Here is a 15,391-nt window from a genome sequence, read left to right as displayed (position 1 = left end):
CTTGGTGTGCCGGGAAGACTGGTCGGCGGCGGTTCCCCCACCGTCCGGCGAACGGAAGGACTCCATGTCACTGCTGCGCTCCGCACGCTTCCCCGCGATGGTCCTCCTCGGCGCCGCGGTCCTCGGCCTCATCGTCGCGAACTCGCCGCTGGCGGAGGCCGCGAGCGAGATCAAGCACGCGTACGTCGGCATCCCCGGGGTCTTCGAGCTGTCAGTGGGGCACTGGATCCAGGACGGCCTGCTGGCGCTGTTCTTCTTCGTCGTCGCGGTGGAGCTGCAGTTCGAGCTGACCAACGGCGAGCTCAATTCCGCCAAGAAGGCCCTGCAGCCGGCCATCGCCGCCGCCGGCGGCGTCCTGGTGCCGATCCTGCTGTACCTCGTGTTCGCGTGGGGCACCGAGTCGGCGGCGGGCTGGCCGATCCCGACGGCGACCGACATCGCCTTCGCGCTCGGGGTGCTGGCGGTGTTCGGCCGCGGGCTGCCCTCGGCGCTGCGGGTCTTCCTGCTCGCGCTGGCGATCCTCGACGACATCGTCGGGATCGTGTTCATCGCCGTGCTGTTCACGGCCGACGTCAACTACGGCATGCTCGGCGCCGCCGCGGTGCTGGTCGTCGTCTTCGGCTTCCTGAGCCGGCGGCTCCGCCCCGAGAACGCGGTCCCGTTCACGATCGCGCTCATCGCGGTCGGCATCGCCGTGTGGTTCCTCGTCCACGAGTCGGGCGTCCACGCCACGATCGCCGGCGTCGCCCTGGGCCTGGCGATGAGCCAGCGCCCGGCCCTGCACGCGCGGCACGCCATGGAGCCGTGGATCAACGCCATCGTGCTGCCCCTCTTCGCCTTCTCCGCCGCGCTGGTGGCGATCCCCCAGGTGTCGCCGTCGGATCTGTCGCCGGCCTTCTGGGGCGTGCTCGTCGCCCTTCCGGTCGGCAAGACCGTCGGCATCGCCGTCTCGGGATGGATCGCCCTGCGCGTGGGGCGGCCCAAGGACACCGCGCCGCCGCTGGTGTTCCCCGACCTGCTGGCCGCGGGCGCCCTCGGCGGCATCGGGTTCACCGTCTCGCTGCTGCTGAGCGAACTGGCGTTCGCGGGCGCCGACGAACTGCGCGACGAGGCGACGCTCGGCGTCCTGGCCGGCTCGGTGATCTCGGTCGTCGCCGCCGCGACGCTCGTATCCTTGCGGGCATGGCGATACCGCAGAATCGAAGCGCTGACGACCTGACGGATCCGCTCCGCGAGGCGGCCGACATCATGCGCGCCGTGCGCGACACGTGCGTGTGGACGCAGCAGATCGACCACCGCGCGCTCGTGCCGTACCTCGAGGAGGAGGCCGCCGAGCTCATCGACGCCGTCGAGGCGGGCACGCGCGACGAGCTGCGCGAAGAGCTCGGCGATGTGCTGTGGCAGGTGCTCTTCCACGCCGAGATCGCCTCGCGCGACCCCGACGCGCCCTTCGACATCGACGACGTCGCACGGGGCCTCACCGAGAAGATGGTGCGCCGGCATCCGCATGTCTTCGCCGGCGAGGTCGCCACCACGCCCGAAGAGGTGCTCATCCACTGGAACGCCGCCAAGGCCGCCGAGAAGCGCTCGCGCACGAGCGTGCTCGACGGGGTGAGCGAGCGGATGCCGACCCTCGCGCTCGCCCAGAAGCTCGTCGGCAGGGCGGCGCAGGTCGGCGTCGTCGCGGGCGGGCCCGGCCGAGGCGAGTCGGCGCCGGCCGCGACCGAGGGCGAGCTCGGCGACGCGCTCCTCGCGCTCGTCGCCACGGCCCGCGCGAACGGCTGGGACGCCGAACGCGCCCTGCGCGAGCGACTGCGGCTGGTGCAGGAGGAGATCCGCGCGGTGGAGTCGGCCCGCGCGGCGGCCCTGGGGCCGACGGCGGACCGGTCCGCGGGGGCGGATCTGGAAGACTAGTCCGGTGCCCACCGTGAACCCGCCGCGCGGCATGCGCGACTTCCTCCCCGCCGACAAGGCCCGCCGCGAGCGCGTGCTCGCCGTCATCCGCGAGCGCTACCTCGCGCACGGCTTCGACGAGATCGAGACGCCCGTCGTGGAGGACTACGGGCGGCTGCACGCCGGCATCGGCGGAGACAACGAGAAGCTCGCCTACAACCTGCTCAAGCGGGGCCTGGACGCCGACGCCATCCGCGCGGCCGCCGACGACCCGGCAGCCCTCACCGACCTGGGCCTGCGCTACGACCTCACGGTGCCCCTGGCGCGCTTCTACGCCACGAACCGCGCGCAGCTGCCGACGGTGTTCCGTGCGATCCAGATCGCGCCGGTGTGGCGCGCCGAGCGCCCCCAGAAGGGCCGCTACCGCCAGTTCGTGCAGTGCGACATCGACATCATCGGCGACGCCGGGCCGCGCGCCGAGGCCGAGCTGATCGTGGCGACCCTCGACGCCGTCGACGCGCTGGGCCTGTCCGGCGCGAACGTCCGCATCAACGACCGGCGGGCGCTCGACTGGATGCTCGAGCACTTCGGCTTCGCCGCCGAGGAGCGACCGGGCGTGCTCATCACGATCGACAAGCTCGACAAGATCGGCCCGTCGGGCGTCGTCGCCGAACTCCGCGAGCGCGGCGCGGACCCCGCCGCCGTCGACGCCTTCGCGGCCCACCTCGCGCGGAGCGCGCCCGAGCCGGGCGCGTTCGGGGCGGATGCCGTGCGCGCGGCGCTGCCGGCGGGCGTCCCCGACGACATCGTCGCGCACCTGGCCGGCATCGGCGAGGCCGTGGCCGCAGCACGGGTCCACAGCGACGCGGAATCGGTGCCGCTGGTGTTCGACCCGTTCCTCGTCCGAGGCATGGGCTACTACACGGGGACCATCTACGAGCTCGCCCACCCGTCCGTCGGCTACTCACTCGGCGGCGGCGGCCGGTACGACGGCATGATCGGGCGCTTCCTCGGCCAGGAGGTGCCCGCCGTCGGGTTCTCGATCGGGTTCGAGCGCATCGTCGACCTCGTCGAGGACCACGACGGGGCTTCGGCGGCATCCGTCGTGCTCGTCCACGATCGCGATGTCCCGCTCGCCGAGCTCGCGGCGCTGAAGGCCCAGCTGGTCGCCGAGGGTGCGCGCGTGCGGCTCGAGCAGCGCACCAAGAACCTCAAGGCCCTGCTGGACCGCGCGACCGCCGACGGCTACGCGGCGTTCGCGACCGTGTCGGCCGGGCAGTCGCGCGACGCGCTCGAGGTCAAGCCGCTCGGCTGACGCGCAGCCGGACCGCCCGGTAGACGGCGCCGACCGCGAACACGGCGACGCCCGCGACGACGGCCTGCCAGGGCAGCGTCGCGCAGAGGACGACGCACCCCGCCGCGCCGATCAGCTGCAGCGCCCGCGGATACCGTCGGCGGTCAGGGCGCTGCCGGAAGGCGGCGACGTTCGCGACGAAGTAGTACAGCAGGACGCCGAACGACGAGAACCCGATCGCGCCGCGCAGGTCGACCAGCGCGACCAGCGCGATGACGACCCCGCCGACGGCGATCTCGGCGCGGTGCGGGACGTGCCGGCGCGGATGAACGGCCGACAGGAACGACGGCAGGTCGCGCTCACGGGCCATCGCGAAGGTCGTGCGCCCGATGCCGGCGATGAGGGCGAGCAGCGCTCCGAGCGAGGCCGCCGCGGCGCCCACGCGCACGACGGGTTCGGCCCACGCCCAGCCCGAGGCGGCGACCGCGTCGGCGATCGGCTCGGTGGACGCGGCGGTCGCCTCGGGGCCGAGCGAGGCCAGCAGGGACACGCCGACGGTCGCGTAGACGACGAGCGCGCCCGTGAAGGCCAGCACGATCGCGCGGGGGATCGTGCGTGAGGGGTCGCGCACCTCCTCGCCCATCGTCGCGATGCGCGCGTACCCCGCGAACGCGAAGAAGAGGAGGCCGGCGGACTGCAGGATGCCGTACCAGCCGTCGCTCCAGAGCGCGTCGGCGTTCAGCCAGCGGTCGGCGCGCGGCGTCGAGCCGATCGCGGCGACCGCCACCGCGAGGCTCAGCAGCACCGCGACGACGATCACACGGGCGGCCGCCGCCGTGCGGGTCACGCCGAACCCGTTCACGGCGGTGAGCGCCGCGACCGCCGCGATCGCCACCGACCGCTCCCAGCCGGCCGGGGCGGCGTAGGCGGCGAAGGTCAGCGCCATCGCCGCGCTCGAGGCGATCTTGCCGACGACGAACCCCCACCCCGCGAAGAACCCCCACCACGGGCCGAGCTCGGCGCGCCCGTACGCGTAGGTCCCGCCCGAGGTCGGGTGGGCGGCCGCCAGCTGGGCCGACGACGTGGCGTTCCCGAACGCGACGACGGCGGCGATCGCCAGGCCCGCGATGAGCCCCGTGCCGGCGGCGGCCGCGGCCGGGGCGAAGGCGGCGAAGACGCCGGCGCCGATCATCGAGCCGAGGCCGATGAAGACGGCGTCGCCGAGCGAGAGGCGGCGCGCGAGCGCGGGGGACGTCACCGGCGAACCATATCGCGCGGCCGCGGGCCGCCCACGCGGCTTCACCGGTCGGAAACGCGCCGTTCACCCGCATGGGGTCGGATCGGATCCATGGGTGGGGCGCGGCGGGTCACGGCGGCGGCCGTGTCGGTCGGCGTGCTCGCGGCGATCGGCGCCGTCGGAGCGGTGGCGCTGCGGGTGACGCTGACCCGCCAGGCCGCGGTGGCGCGACGGCGCATCGGCAAGCCGCTCGGCGAGGACGCGCTCGACGCGGACCGCGTGTGGCTGCGGCGCCTGGAGGGCGAGCCGGTCGAGCTCCTCCTGCTCGGCGACTCGATCGCCGCCGGGCTCGGCGCCGAACGGCGCAAGGACACGCTCGGCGGACGCCTGGCGAAGCTGCTCGCCCGGCGGCTGCACCGCCCGGTCCGGCTGCGGACGGCCGCCGTCGTCGGCGCCGAGTCGTCCGAGCTCGCGCCGCAGATCGATGCGCTGGAGGCCGATTACCGGCCCGATGTCGCGGTGATCGTCGTCGGCGGCAACGACGTGACCCACCGCATCCCCGTCTCGGAGTCGGTCGAGCATCTGAGCCGCGCGATCCTCCGGCTGCGCGGGCGCGGCGCCGAGGTCGTGGTGGGGACGTGCCCGGACCTGGGGGCGCTGCGCCCCGTGCCGCAGCCGCTGCGCTCGCTCGGCTCGCGCATCTCGCGCCGGCTGGCCGAGGCGCAGGCCGAGGCCGCGACCGCCGCGGGCGCGACCCCGGTGTCGCTGCGTCGCGCGGTCGGGGCCGTGTTCATCTCCAACCCCGACGAGATGTTCAGCCTCGACCGGTTCCATCCGAGCGCGCTCGGGTACCGGCGCACCGCCGATGCCCTCGTGCCCGCGGTCGAGACCGCGCTGGGCGCGACGGCTACGCCGTCCCGGCCGGACTCTGCGTGACGCGGCGCTTCTCGCGCACGTACACCTCGCGGCGGACGCGCGCCACGACCTCGCCGGTCGCGTCGGTGATGTCGGTCTCGAACCACTCCAGGACCTTCGCGCCGCCGCGCGCCCGCTCGCGCAGCTCCGCGGCCTTCTCGCGCGGCACCTCGAACCGCGCCGTGAGCATTCCGCGCCCCGGCTTGACGAACTCGATCTCGCCGCGGGTGTCCCACACGACGTAGTCGCGGCCGAGCTGGTGCATCACGAGCATGAAGTAGTACGGATCGGTCATCGCCGACATCGATCCGCCGAACGCGGTCCCGACGTAGTTGCGTGTGAGGGGATTGACGTGCAGCCGCACCTCGGCGTGCGTCCAGTCGTCGGCGAACTCCTTCACGCGGATGCCGCTGAACAGGTTCGGGACCCACAGGCTCATGCCCAGGGCGAGACGTCGCGGTGTCATGCGCATGCGGGCCAGTGTGGCCGGTGGTCGCCCGAGTCGCCAAACCGCTGGGGCGGTGCCGCGAGATGGTGCGCACAGTTCTAGTTCATATAGAATACTTTTCGTCACGTTCGCCGCCAGGCTCCAGGAGGGTCCGACATGCTGATCCGCATCGATCCGACGAGCGACCAGCCGCTGTTCGAGCAGGTCGCAGCGTCGGTCCGCGCCGACGCCGCGGCCGGGCGGCTGCGCGCCGGCGACCGCCTGCCCGCCGCGCGAGAGGTCGCCCCGGCCCTCGGCGTCAACCTCCACACCGTGCTGCGCGCGTACCAGGAGCTGCGCGACGAAGGACTCGTCGACATGCGACGCGGGCGCGGCGCCGTGCTCACCGCCGCCGTCGAGCCGCTCGCGGCGCTGCACGACGACATCGCCGCGCTCGTGACGCGTGCACGATCCCTCGGCCTGTCACCCGACACACTCGCCTCACTCATCAAGGAGACCTCCGCATGACCGACACCCTGCCGCTGCGCCGATTCGTGCTCGTGGGGGTGATCGCGCCCGCCGTCCTGACGGCGGTCGCGCTGGCGATCCAGCTGTCGCTGCTTCCCGCGCTTCCCGACCCCGTCGCCATCCACTGGGACGCGGCCGGCCGGCCCGACGGATTCGGACCGGCGTGGTCCACGCTGCTCATCGGCGTCGCCGTCGGTCTCGGCCTGCCGCTCCTGCTCGCCGCGGCGGCGCTGCCGGGACTGCGGCGCGGCGACCGCGGCGCGACCTACCGGCTGCTGGGTGCGGCGGCGGCTGGCCTGTCGACGATGTCGGCCGTGCTCATGACGTGGTCGCTGGCGCTGCAGGCGGGTCTCGACGACGCCGCCGACGCGCCGAGCATCCTCCCCGCGCTCCTGCTCTCGTACGCGCTCGCCGCCGCAGCGGGCGCGGCGGCCTGGTTCGTCCAGCCGCGCGCGTCGTGGGCGCCCCCGCCGGCCGCTCCCGCAGCGCCGCTCGCGCTCGGCGACGGAGAGCGCGCGGTGTGGATGCGCTCGGCGTCGATGTCCCGCACGGGCGGCGCGCTCATCGCCGGCGCGTGCCTGGTGATGCTGGCCGCGACCGGCGGCGCCGCGCTGTTCGGCGCACCGGCCGGCGCGGTATGGCTGCTCGTGGGGCTGTCGCTGCTGCTGCTGATCCTCGCGGCCACCACCGTCGCGTTCCACGTCCGCGTCGACACGGACGGGCTGCACGTGGACTCGGTGCTCGGGCTGCCGCGCATGGGCGTGCCGCTGCGCGACGTCTCCTCGGCGGCGGTCGTGACGGTCAACCCCATGGGGGAGTTCGGCGGCTGGGGGCTGCGTTCGACGCCGGGACGATTCGGGGTGATCCTGCGCGGCGGCGAGGCCCTCGAGGTGACGCGCCGGAGCGGACGGCGCTTCGCCGTCACGGTCGACGACGCCGCGACGGCGGCCGCGCTGCTGCAGGCGCTCGTGCGTCGCGCCGAGTCGGCCCGCGACGAGGCGGCCGGGGCCTGACGGCCCGTCGCGGGCCTCTCGGCGGGCAGGGGGCGTGTGCGCGGTGCCGGTCGTCACTAGAGTGGGACCGGACCGACGACGCTCCACGAACCACCCTCCACAAGCAAGGAGATTCCTGTGGCACAGATCGAGGCTGTAGGCGCGCGAGAGATCCTGGATTCGCGCGGTAACCCGACCGTCGAGGTGGAGGTGCTGCTCGACGACGGCATCGTCCAGCGCGCGGCCGTCCCCTCGGGGGCATCCACCGGCGCCTTCGAGGCGTACGAGCTGCGCGACGGCGACAAGAGCCGGTACAGCGGCAAGGGCGTCCTGAAGGCCGTCGCCGCCGTCATCGATGAGCTCGGCCCCGCCATCGAGGGCGTCGACGCGAGCGAGCAGCGCATCATCGACGAGATCCTCATCGAGACCGACGGCACCGAGAACAAGTCGCGCTGCGGCGCGAACGCGATCCTCGGCGTGAGCCTCGCGGTGGCCAAGGCCGCCGCGGACAGCGCCGACCTGCCTCTGTTCCGCTACCTCGGCGGTCCGAACGCGCACGTGCTGCCCGTGCCGCTGTTCAACGTCATCAACGGCGGCGAGCACGCCGACAACGGCATCGACTTCCAGGAGTTCTTCCTCGCCCCCATCGGCGCCGAGACCTTCTCGGAGTCGCTGCGCTGGGGCACCGAGGTCTATCACGTCCTCAAGGGCGAGCTGAAGGCGGCGGGCTTCGCCACCGGGCTCGGCGACGAGGGCGGGTTCGCCCCCGACCTTCCCAGCAACCGCGAAGGCCTGGACTTCCTCATGAAGGCGATCGAGAAGGCCGGCTTCACGCCGGGCTCCGAGATCGCGGTCGGCCTGGACGTGGCCGCGACCGAGTTCTTCTCCGACGGCGTCTACACGGTCGAGGGCAAGCCCTGGACGGCCGAGCAGCTCACCGACTACTTCTCGCAGCTCGTCGCCGACTACCCGATCGTCACGATCGAGGACGCGCTCGCCGAGGACGACTGGGATGCGTGGAAGGCCCTCACCGACGCGCTCGGCGCGAAGACGCAGCTCGTCGGCGACGACCTGTTCGTCACCAACCCGACGCGACTGAAGAAGGGCATCGACCTCGGGGTCGGGAACTCCCTGCTCGTGAAGGTCAACCAGATCGGCACGCTGTCCGAGACGCTGGACGCCGTCGACATGGCGCACCGCGCGGGCTTCACCGCGATGCTGTCGCACCGCTCCGGCGAGACCGAGGACACCACCATCGCCGACCTCGTCGTCGCCACCGGTGCGGGTCAGATCAAGAGCGGCGCGCCCGCCCGCAGCGAGCGCGTCGCGAAATACAATCAGCTTCTGCGCATCGAAGAGGAGCTCGGCGACGCGGCGGCGTTCATCGGCCGCGCAGCCTTCCCGCGCTACCAGGGCTGATCGACCGACGAGAGGGGGGAGCATGGCGAAGCGTCAGGCTCCCCCCTCTCGCGTTCCCCGCACCCGCCGGGAGCGGGGCCCGGTCGACTTGCGGGGCTGGCTCGCCGGCATCCGCCTGTCCGGGTTCATGGTCATCATGCTGGGCCTGGTCGTGCTCGCCGCCTTCGTGCTCGTGCCCACGATCGGCACCTACGTCGCCCAGCGGCAGCAGCTGGCGGCGCTCGAGGCCAGCGTCGAGCTGAGCGAGGAGCAGGTGGCCGCCCTCGAGGCCGAGCGCGCGCGGTGGCAGGACCCCGCCTACATCACCACGCAGGCCCGCGAGCGGCTGTACTACGTGCGTCCGGGCGAGGTCGTGTACCTGGTCGACAACGACCTGCCCCCCGAGCTGCTCCCCCAGGAGCAGGAGGACGTGAGCGAGGACGTCGAGCCGACGCGCACCGACTGGATGGCCCAGTTCGTCCGGTCGGTGACCGAGGCCGGCCTCGCGCAGTCGGCCGTCGCGCCGCTGACGATCGGCGTCCCCGATCCGTCGCCGAGCGGCACCGGATCGGCGACGCCGACACCGTCGCCGTGACCGGGAGGCGTTCCAGGCGCGTCCCAGGTGCTGGCGCTAGTGTGGCCGCGTGACGACGCCGCCCTTCGCTCCTGTGACCGACGCCGATCTCGCTGTCATGCGGCAGCAGCTCGGCCGGCCCGCGCGCGGCGTCGTCGGGGTCGCGGCCCGCTGCGTCTGCGGGAACCCGACGGTCGCCGCGACGGCCCCGCGGCTGTCCGACGGCACGCCGTTCCCGACCTTCTACTACCTCACCCACCCCGCGGCGACGGCCGCGATGTCGTCCCTCGAGGCGACGCACGTCATGCGCGAGCTCGGCGACGAGCTCGCCGAGGACGAGGAGCTCGCGGCCGCATACCGCGCGGCGCACGAGCAGTACCTGCGCGATCGCGCCCGGTTCGGCGAGGTCCCCGAGATCGAGGGCATCTCGGCGGGCGGCATGCCCACGCGCGTGAAGTGCCTGCACGCGCTCGCCGCGCACGCCCTCGCGGCGGGTCCCGGGGTCAACCCCATCGGCGACCGCGCGCTCGCCCGCGGCGACTGGTCGCCCGAGCGCTGCGTGTGCGCGGAGCCGGGCGCCGCCGGATGAGGATCGCCGCCGCGCTCGCACTCGCGATCGGCCTCGCGCTGACCGCGAGCGCGCCCGCCGCCGCGGCGACGACGCCCGAGGCGACGCCCCAGGCCACGACGGACGACCCCGTCCGCGCGGCGGAGTACTGGCTGGCCGACTACGGCATCGAAGACGCGTGGGAGGTCACCCGTGGCGCCGGCGTGCGCATCGCCGTCATCGACACGGGGATCGGGCGCGGCCCCGCCGAGTTCGCCGGCGCCGTCGTCGGCGGGACGGACGTGTCGGGCGTCGGCTCCGACGACGGACGCACGCCGGTGGGCGCGGTCGACGCCAATCACGGCAGCTGGGTCGCCTCGCTCGCGGCGGGGCGGGGGACCGGCCCCGACGAGGGGATGATCGGCGTGGCGCCCGAAGCCGAGCTGCTGAGCGTGTCGGTCGGCTTCGGCACGGCGTCCTCGGTGCCGTTCAGCGACCAGATCGCCGAGGCGATCCGGTGGTCCGTCGACAACGGCGCCGACATCATCAACCTCTCGCTCACGACCAACACGCAGGACTGGGACACGAGCTGGGACGACGCGTTCCTGTACGCGTTCGACAACGACGTCGTCGTGGTCGTGGCGGCGGGCAACCGCGGCAGCGGCACCGACACGGTCGGCGCCCCCGCGACGATCCCGGGCGTGCTCACCGTCGCCGGCGTCGATCCCGACGGCCGGGCGAGCGTCGAGGCGTCCACGCAGGGAATCTCCATCGGCGTCTCCGCGCCCAGCGAGGAGCTGATCGGGGTGTCCGCCGACGGACGGCTGGTGCGCTGGAACGGCACGAGCGGAGCGGCGCCGATCGTCGCCGGAATCGCCGCCCTCGTGCGCAGCGCCCACCCCGAGCTGGACGCGAACAACGTCATCAACCGCATCATCCGCACCGCGACGCCGGCGGGCGCGGACGGCGCCGGATCCGTCGCGCTGTACGGCTACGGGCTGGTCGACGCGTACGGCGCCGTGACCGCATCCGTCCCGCTCGTCTCGACGAACCCGATGGGGAGCCTCGAGGACTGGATCCGGATCTACCGTCGCGCCGAGGGCGTGACGCTTCCCGAGCCGACCGTCGCCCCGGTCGAGATCGATCCGCTGCCGCCCGCCGACACCGTCGTGAAGGCCGCATCTCCGCTGCTCCCGTCCCAGCAGACGCTCGTGTACGGAACCGTGCCGCTGATCGTCGTCACCGCCACGGCTATACTGGTCGGGCTCGGCGTCACCGCTGCTGTCCGACGCGTCCGATTGGCGTCCCGCGCGCCGAGCCCCCGAACACACGAGGAGTACTCCAAATCGTGACCAACACCGTGCCCAAGATCCTCATCGTCGGTGGTGGCTACGCGGGCTTCTACACCGCATGGAAGCTCGAGAAGCTGCTCCGCAAGGGTGAGGCCGAAGTCACCGTCGTCGATCCGCTCCCGTACATGACGTACCAGCCGTTCCTTCCCGAGGTGTCCGCCGGCTCCATCGAGGCCCGCCACTCGGTCGTGGCGCTGCGACGGCACCTCAAGCGCTCGACCGTCATCGCCGGCAAGGTCACCGGCATCGAGCACGCGAAGAGGGTCGCCACGATCACCCCGATCGCAGGCTCGCCGTACCAGTTCGAGTACGACCAGATCGTCGTGACCGCCGGCGCCGTCTCGCGCACGTTCCCGATCCCCGGCATCGCCGACAACGCGATCGGACTGAAGACGATCGAGGAGGCCGTCGCGATCCGCGACCGCCTCATGTCGAACTTCGACAAGGCTTCGACGCTGCCCCCCGGCCCCGAGCGGGACCGTCTGCTGACCGTCGTCGTGGTCGGCGGCGGGTTCGCGGGCATCGAGGTCTTCGCCGAGCTGCGTTCGGCGGCATCCGCCCTGCTGAAGTTCTACCCGCAGCTGACGTTCGAGGACACGCACTTCCACCTGATCGAGGCGATGGGGCGCATCATGCCCGAGGTCTCGATGAAGACCGCCGAGTGGGTCCTGAAGGATCTCGCCAAGCGCGGCGCGAACGTGCACCTGGACACCCAGGTCACCGGTGCCGTCGGCGGGAACATCGAGCTCTCGACGGGCGAGACGCTCCCGAGCGACCTCATCATCTGGACCGCCGGCGTCATGGCGAACCCGACCGTGGTGCGCGGCAGCGACCTGCCCGTCGAGCAGCGCGGCCGCATCCTGACCCGCCCCGACCTGCGGGTGGGCACCGAGGACGAGGTCGTCGAGGGCGCGTGGGCGGCCGGCGACGTCTCGGCGGTGCCGGACCTCACCGGCGGCGGCGTGGGCGGCTACTGCGTGCCCAACGCCCAGCACGCCGTTCGCGAGGGCAAGCTCCTGGCCAAGAACCTCGTCGCCGTGCTGCGCGGCGAGCTCCCGCACGAGTACTTCCACAAGAACCTCGGCGCGGTCGCGGGCCTCGGCCTCTACAACGGCGCGTTCCAGTCGGGCAAGATCGGCCTGACCGGCTTCATCGCGTGGCTCGCCCACCGCGGCTACCACGGCCTGGCCATGCCGACGTGGGAGCGCAAGTGGCGCGTCCTGTGGGGCTGGTGGAACAACCTGTGGCTCGGCCGCGACATGGTCAACCTGTCGACCGTGCAGAACCCGCGCTACGTCTTCGAGGAGTTCGCCGCGCGCCCGCGTCCGGCGCAGACCGCCGAGAAGCCCGCGGCGGCGAAGAAGAGCGCTGCGACCGAGAAGGTCGGCGCCAAGGGCTGACCGGCTAGCGTGGAGGCGCCGGACGACGGCGCCCCCGTAGCCCAACCGGCAGAGGCAGGCGGCTTAAACCCGCTCCAGTCCGGGTTCGAATCCCGGCGGGGGTACGCATGAGGGCGGTGTCCACGGACACCGCCCTCACGCGCATCCACAGGTGGACGGGTCCGGGGCGCGGATGCCTCTAGAGTGTGGGGATAGCGCGCACCCGAAGCGAGCCCGATGACTCTCGATCTGCTGAACCTGCCGACGGCGCCCCAGAGCACGACCGATCGTGCCGCCCACTGGAGCGCCATGTCCGCCGCGGTCGCCGACCTGTCCGGTCCCGTCGCGGCGATCAGCCTGCCCGCGCTCCGGCGCAACGCCCTCGATCTCGTGGTGCGCGCAGGCGGCGTCCCCATCCGCGTCGCGAGCAAGTCGGTGCGCGTGGGCGGACTGCTCGCCGCGACGCTCGCCCTGCCCGGATTCCGCGGGATCATGGCCTACACGCTCCCCGAGGCGCTGTGGCTGGCCGAGACCTTCGACGACGTGCTGGTCGGGTACCCGACGGCCGACCGGGCGGCGCTGGCGCAGCTGGCCGCCGATGAGCGGGCGGCGTCGCGCATCACGCTCATGGTCGACGATGCGGCCCACCTCGACCTCGTCGACGCCGTCGCCGCGCCCACCCAGCGCGCAGCGCTGCGGCTCGCGATCGACGCCGACGCGAGCTGGCGGACGCCCGGCCTCGGGCACATCGGCGTGCACCGCTCGCCGCTGCGGGAGCCCGCCGACGTCGCCGCCCTCGCGCGGACGATCGTCGCGCGCCCGGGCTTCCGGCTGGTGGGGCTCATGATGTACGAAGCGCAGATCGCGGGACAGCCCGACGCCTCCGGCTCGGGCGCCGACGCCGTCGTGCGATGGATGCAGGGACGCTCGGCCGAGGAGCTGCGGCGCCGGCGCGCCGCGATCACCGCGGCGCTGCGCGGCATCGCCCCTCTCGAGTTCGTCAACGGCGGCGGGACCGGCTCGCTCGAGACGACCGCCGCGGACGAGGCGGTCACCGAGCTGACCGCCGGGAGCGGACTGCTCGCCGGTCACCTCTTCGACGGCTACCGGGCATTCGATCCGCTGCCCGCGGCGGCCTTCTCGCTCGAGGTCGTGCGCAAGCCCGCCGACGACATCGTGACGCTCCTCGGCGGCGGCTGGGCGGCATCGGGACCGGCGGGGCGCTCGCGCGAGCCCCTCGCCGTCTGGCCGGAGGGGCTGCGGCCCCTCGCACGCGAGGGCTACGGAGAGGTGCAGACGCCCCTGCAGGGCGAGGCGGCGCGGCGCCTGCGCATCGGGGACCGCGTGTGGCTGCGCCACGCCAAGAGCGGCGAGCTCAGCGAGCACGTCGACCGGTTCCACCTCGTCTCCGGCGGCGAGCGCGTGGGGGAGATGCCGACATACCGCGGTGAGGGGAAGGTGTTCCTGTGACCCGTCCGGGAGGAGTGTGGCGGAACTGGTCGCGATCGGTGTCGGTGCGTCCGGTGCGCATCGAGTTCCCGCGCACCGTGGACGCGGTGCGGCGGGCCGTCACGGCGGCCGCGCGCAGCGGACTGGGCGTGAAGGCGGTGGGCGCCGGGCACAGCTTCACCGCGATCGCGGCGGCTCCGGGAGTCCTGCTCGACCTCCGCGACCTCACGGGTCTGGTGCGCGTGGACCGCGAGCGGCGGCGCGTGACGCTGCGTGCGGGCACGCACCTGCACACGATCCCGCGTCTGCTCGCACCGCACGGGCTGGCGATGGAGAATCTCGGCGACATCGACGCCCAGACCATCTCGGGCGCCATCTCGACCGGCACGCACGGCACCGGCGCGCGCTTCGGCGGCATCGCGACGCAGGTCGTCGGGGTGACCATGGTGACCGCCGACGGCGAGCTGCTGGTGGTCGACGACGAGCGCAACCCCGATCTGCTGCCGGCCGTGGCGCTGGGGCTCGGGGCTCTCGGCGTCCTCGTCGAGGTCACGCTGCAGTGCGTCCCGGCCTTCGTCCTGCACGCTCTCGAGGCGCCGGAGCCCCTCGAGGACGTCGTGGGCGCGCTCGCGGAGCGCGTCGAGGCGGCCGACCACTTCGAGCTGTACTGGTTCCCCCACACCGCCACGGCGCTGACCAAGACCAACACGCGACTGCCCGAGTCCGCACCGCGGCATCCGCTCCCTGCCGTGGGCCGGTGGGTCGACGACGTGCTGGTGGGCTCGGCGCTGCACCAGGTCGCCTGCAGCGTCGCGCGCACGGTGCCGGCGACCGTCCCGGCGATCAACGGGCTCGCGGCGCGGCTGTGGGGCGACCGCGAGTTCACCGATTCGTCGGCGCGCGTGTTCGCGACGACGCGCGCCGTGCGCTTCCGCGAGATGGAGTATGCGCTGCCGGCCGAGGACATCCCGACCGCGTTCGCGGCGCTGCGGCGCGTGATCGACGAGCGCGGGTGGCGCATCTCCTTCCCCGTCGAGGTGCGCTTCGCGGCCGCCGACGACATCTGGCTCTCGACGGCCCACGGACGCGCGAGCGGGTACATCGCGGTCCACCGGTACTACCGCGAGGACCCGGCGGAGTACTTCGAGGCGGTCGAGGAGATCATGGTCCGGCTCGGCGGGCGGCCCCACTGGGGCAAGATGCACACGCTGGACGCCGACCTGCTGCGCACGCGGTACCCGAGGTTCGACGACTTCACCGCGCTGCGCGACGACGTCGACCCCGATCGCGTCTTCGGCAACCCGTACCTCGCCCGCGTACTGGGTGGGTAACGCCTGGGAGATGGCCCACTCGACCCCCGGCCCGGACGTGCCGATGGCTAGGATGAGGGGACAGCGCGAACGGAG

The 15,391-nt window shown here is 73.3% G+C and carries 15 protein-coding genes and 1 tRNA gene; 14 read left to right on the top strand and 2 right to left on the bottom strand.

The genetic code is table 11. From position 1 onward, the window contains the following. Positions 1-64: 64 nt before the first annotated feature. From nhaA to hisS, 3 genes are read left to right on the top strand one after another with little or no spacing between them, the layout of a single operon-like run. Positions 65-1,219 (top strand): Na+/H+ antiporter NhaA, encoded by a 1,155-nt coding sequence (nhaA, locus tag HD594_RS13745; protein ID WP_184751483.1) that lies wholly within the window; start codon positions 65-67, stop codon positions 1,217-1,219. Beyond that, entirely contained in the window at positions 1,183-1,914 is a 732-nt protein-coding gene (locus HD594_RS13740; protein ID WP_184751482.1) for a nucleoside triphosphate pyrophosphohydrolase, read from the top strand. The genes nhaA and HD594_RS13740 overlap by 37 nt, the downstream gene beginning before the upstream one ends. 31 nt (positions 1,915-1,945) lie before the next feature. Next, entirely contained in the window at positions 1,946-3,208 is a 1,263-nt protein-coding gene (gene hisS / locus HD594_RS13735; protein ID WP_221447001.1) for a histidine--tRNA ligase, read from the top strand. Here the strand turns inward: hisS and HD594_RS13730 are convergent. Next, complete coding sequence (locus tag HD594_RS13730; RefSeq protein ID WP_184751480.1) at positions 3,192-4,445, bottom strand: APC family permease; 1,254 nt, start codon at positions 4,443-4,445, stop codon at positions 3,192-3,194. The genes hisS and HD594_RS13730 overlap by 17 nt on opposite strands. Positions 4,446-4,535: 90 nt before the next feature. Here HD594_RS13730 and HD594_RS13725 point away from each other — a divergent pair, with 90 nt between their 5' ends. Then, complete coding sequence (locus HD594_RS13725) at positions 4,536-5,360, top strand: SGNH/GDSL hydrolase family protein (protein WP_184751479.1); 825 nt, start codon at positions 4,536-4,538, stop codon at positions 5,358-5,360. Here HD594_RS13725 and HD594_RS13720 read toward each other — a convergent pair. Beyond that, positions 5,332-5,811, bottom strand: coding sequence for a PaaI family thioesterase (locus HD594_RS13720; RefSeq protein ID WP_184751478.1), 480 nt, complete (start codon positions 5,809-5,811; stop codon positions 5,332-5,334). The genes HD594_RS13725 and HD594_RS13720 overlap by 29 nt on opposite strands. 132 nt (positions 5,812-5,943) lie before the next feature. Here HD594_RS13720 and HD594_RS13715 point away from each other — a divergent pair, with 132 nt between their 5' ends. From HD594_RS13715 to HD594_RS13670, 10 genes are all read left to right on the top strand, one after another. After that, entirely contained in the window at positions 5,944-6,294 is a 351-nt protein-coding gene (locus tag HD594_RS13715) for a GntR family transcriptional regulator (protein ID WP_184751477.1), read from the top strand. Beyond that, positions 6,291-7,307 (top strand): DUF1648 domain-containing protein, encoded by a 1,017-nt coding sequence (locus tag HD594_RS13710; protein ID WP_184751476.1) that lies wholly within the window; start codon positions 6,291-6,293, stop codon positions 7,305-7,307. The genes HD594_RS13715 and HD594_RS13710 overlap by 4 nt, the downstream gene beginning before the upstream one ends. Positions 7,308-7,424: 117 nt before the next feature. Beyond that, on the top strand, positions 7,425-8,705 hold the full coding sequence (eno, locus tag HD594_RS13705) for a phosphopyruvate hydratase (RefSeq protein ID WP_184751475.1): 1,281 nt from the start codon (positions 7,425-7,427) through the stop codon (positions 8,703-8,705). A 22-nt stretch (positions 8,706-8,727) separates the two neighbouring features. Beyond that, on the top strand, positions 8,728-9,279 hold the full coding sequence (locus tag HD594_RS13700; protein ID WP_184751474.1) for an FtsB family cell division protein: 552 nt from the start codon (positions 8,728-8,730) through the stop codon (positions 9,277-9,279). Positions 9,280-9,328: 49 nt separating this feature from the next. Beyond that, positions 9,329-9,847, top strand: a complete 519-nt coding sequence (locus HD594_RS13695) for a DUF501 domain-containing protein (protein WP_184751473.1) — start codon at positions 9,329-9,331, stop codon at positions 9,845-9,847. Continuing rightward, complete coding sequence (locus tag HD594_RS13690) at positions 9,844-11,157, top strand: S8 family serine peptidase (protein WP_184751472.1); 1,314 nt, start codon at positions 9,844-9,846, stop codon at positions 11,155-11,157. Before HD594_RS13695 ends, HD594_RS13690 begins: the two co-directional genes overlap by 4 nt. 8 nt (positions 11,158-11,165) lie before the next feature. Then, positions 11,166-12,557: an NAD(P)/FAD-dependent oxidoreductase gene (locus HD594_RS13685; protein WP_184752889.1), complete on the top strand. Its 1,392-nt coding sequence runs from the start codon at positions 11,166-11,168 to the stop codon at positions 12,555-12,557. A 30-nt stretch (positions 12,558-12,587) separates the two neighbouring features. Then, positions 12,588-12,661 (top strand) — tRNA-Leu (locus HD594_RS13680). 112 nt (positions 12,662-12,773) lie between these two features. After that, positions 12,774-14,006 (top strand): alanine racemase, encoded by a 1,233-nt coding sequence (locus HD594_RS13675; protein WP_184751471.1) that lies wholly within the window; start codon positions 12,774-12,776, stop codon positions 14,004-14,006. Beyond that, on the top strand, positions 14,003-15,316 hold the full coding sequence (locus tag HD594_RS13670; protein ID WP_184751470.1) for a D-arabinono-1,4-lactone oxidase: 1,314 nt from the start codon (positions 14,003-14,005) through the stop codon (positions 15,314-15,316). The genes HD594_RS13675 and HD594_RS13670 overlap by 4 nt, the downstream gene beginning before the upstream one ends. The last annotated feature ends 75 nt before the right edge of the window (positions 15,317-15,391 follow it).

The organism is Microbacterium thalassium, assembly GCF_014208045.1.
Classification (GTDB): Bacteria; Actinomycetota; Actinomycetes; order Actinomycetales; family Microbacteriaceae; genus Microbacterium; species Microbacterium thalassium.
The sequence above is the reverse complement of the archived record's forward strand: the minus strand, read 5'-3'. Positions and strand labels throughout refer to the sequence as shown.

What these genes read in the sequence shown, in the direction of transcription:
- nhaA (WP_184751483.1), top strand. Translation starts at nt 65, where the DNA reads ATGTCACTGCTGCGCTCCGCACGCTTCCCCGCGATGGTCCTCCTCGGC.
- HD594_RS13740 (WP_184751482.1), top strand. Translation starts at nt 1,183, where the DNA reads ATGGCGATACCGCAGAATCGAAGCGCTGACGACCTGACGGATCCGCTC.
- hisS (WP_221447001.1), top strand. Translation starts at nt 1,946, where the DNA reads ATGCGCGACTTCCTCCCCGCCGACAAGGCCCGCCGCGAGCGCGTGCTC.
- HD594_RS13725 (WP_184751479.1), top strand. Translation starts at nt 4,536, where the DNA reads ATGGGTGGGGCGCGGCGGGTCACGGCGGCGGCCGTGTCGGTCGGCGTG.
- HD594_RS13720 (WP_184751478.1), bottom strand. Translation starts at nt 5,811, where the DNA reads ATGCGCATGACACCGCGACGTCTCGCCCTGGGCATGAGCCTGTGGGTC.
- HD594_RS13715 (WP_184751477.1), top strand. Translation starts at nt 5,944, where the DNA reads ATGCTGATCCGCATCGATCCGACGAGCGACCAGCCGCTGTTCGAGCAG.
- HD594_RS13710 (WP_184751476.1), top strand. Translation starts at nt 6,291, where the DNA reads ATGACCGACACCCTGCCGCTGCGCCGATTCGTGCTCGTGGGGGTGATC.
- HD594_RS13700 (WP_184751474.1), top strand. Translation starts at nt 8,728, where the DNA reads ATGGCGAAGCGTCAGGCTCCCCCCTCTCGCGTTCCCCGCACCCGCCGG.
- HD594_RS13690 (WP_184751472.1), top strand. Translation starts at nt 9,844, where the DNA reads ATGAGGATCGCCGCCGCGCTCGCACTCGCGATCGGCCTCGCGCTGACC.
- HD594_RS13675 (WP_184751471.1), top strand. Translation starts at nt 12,774, where the DNA reads ATGACTCTCGATCTGCTGAACCTGCCGACGGCGCCCCAGAGCACGACC.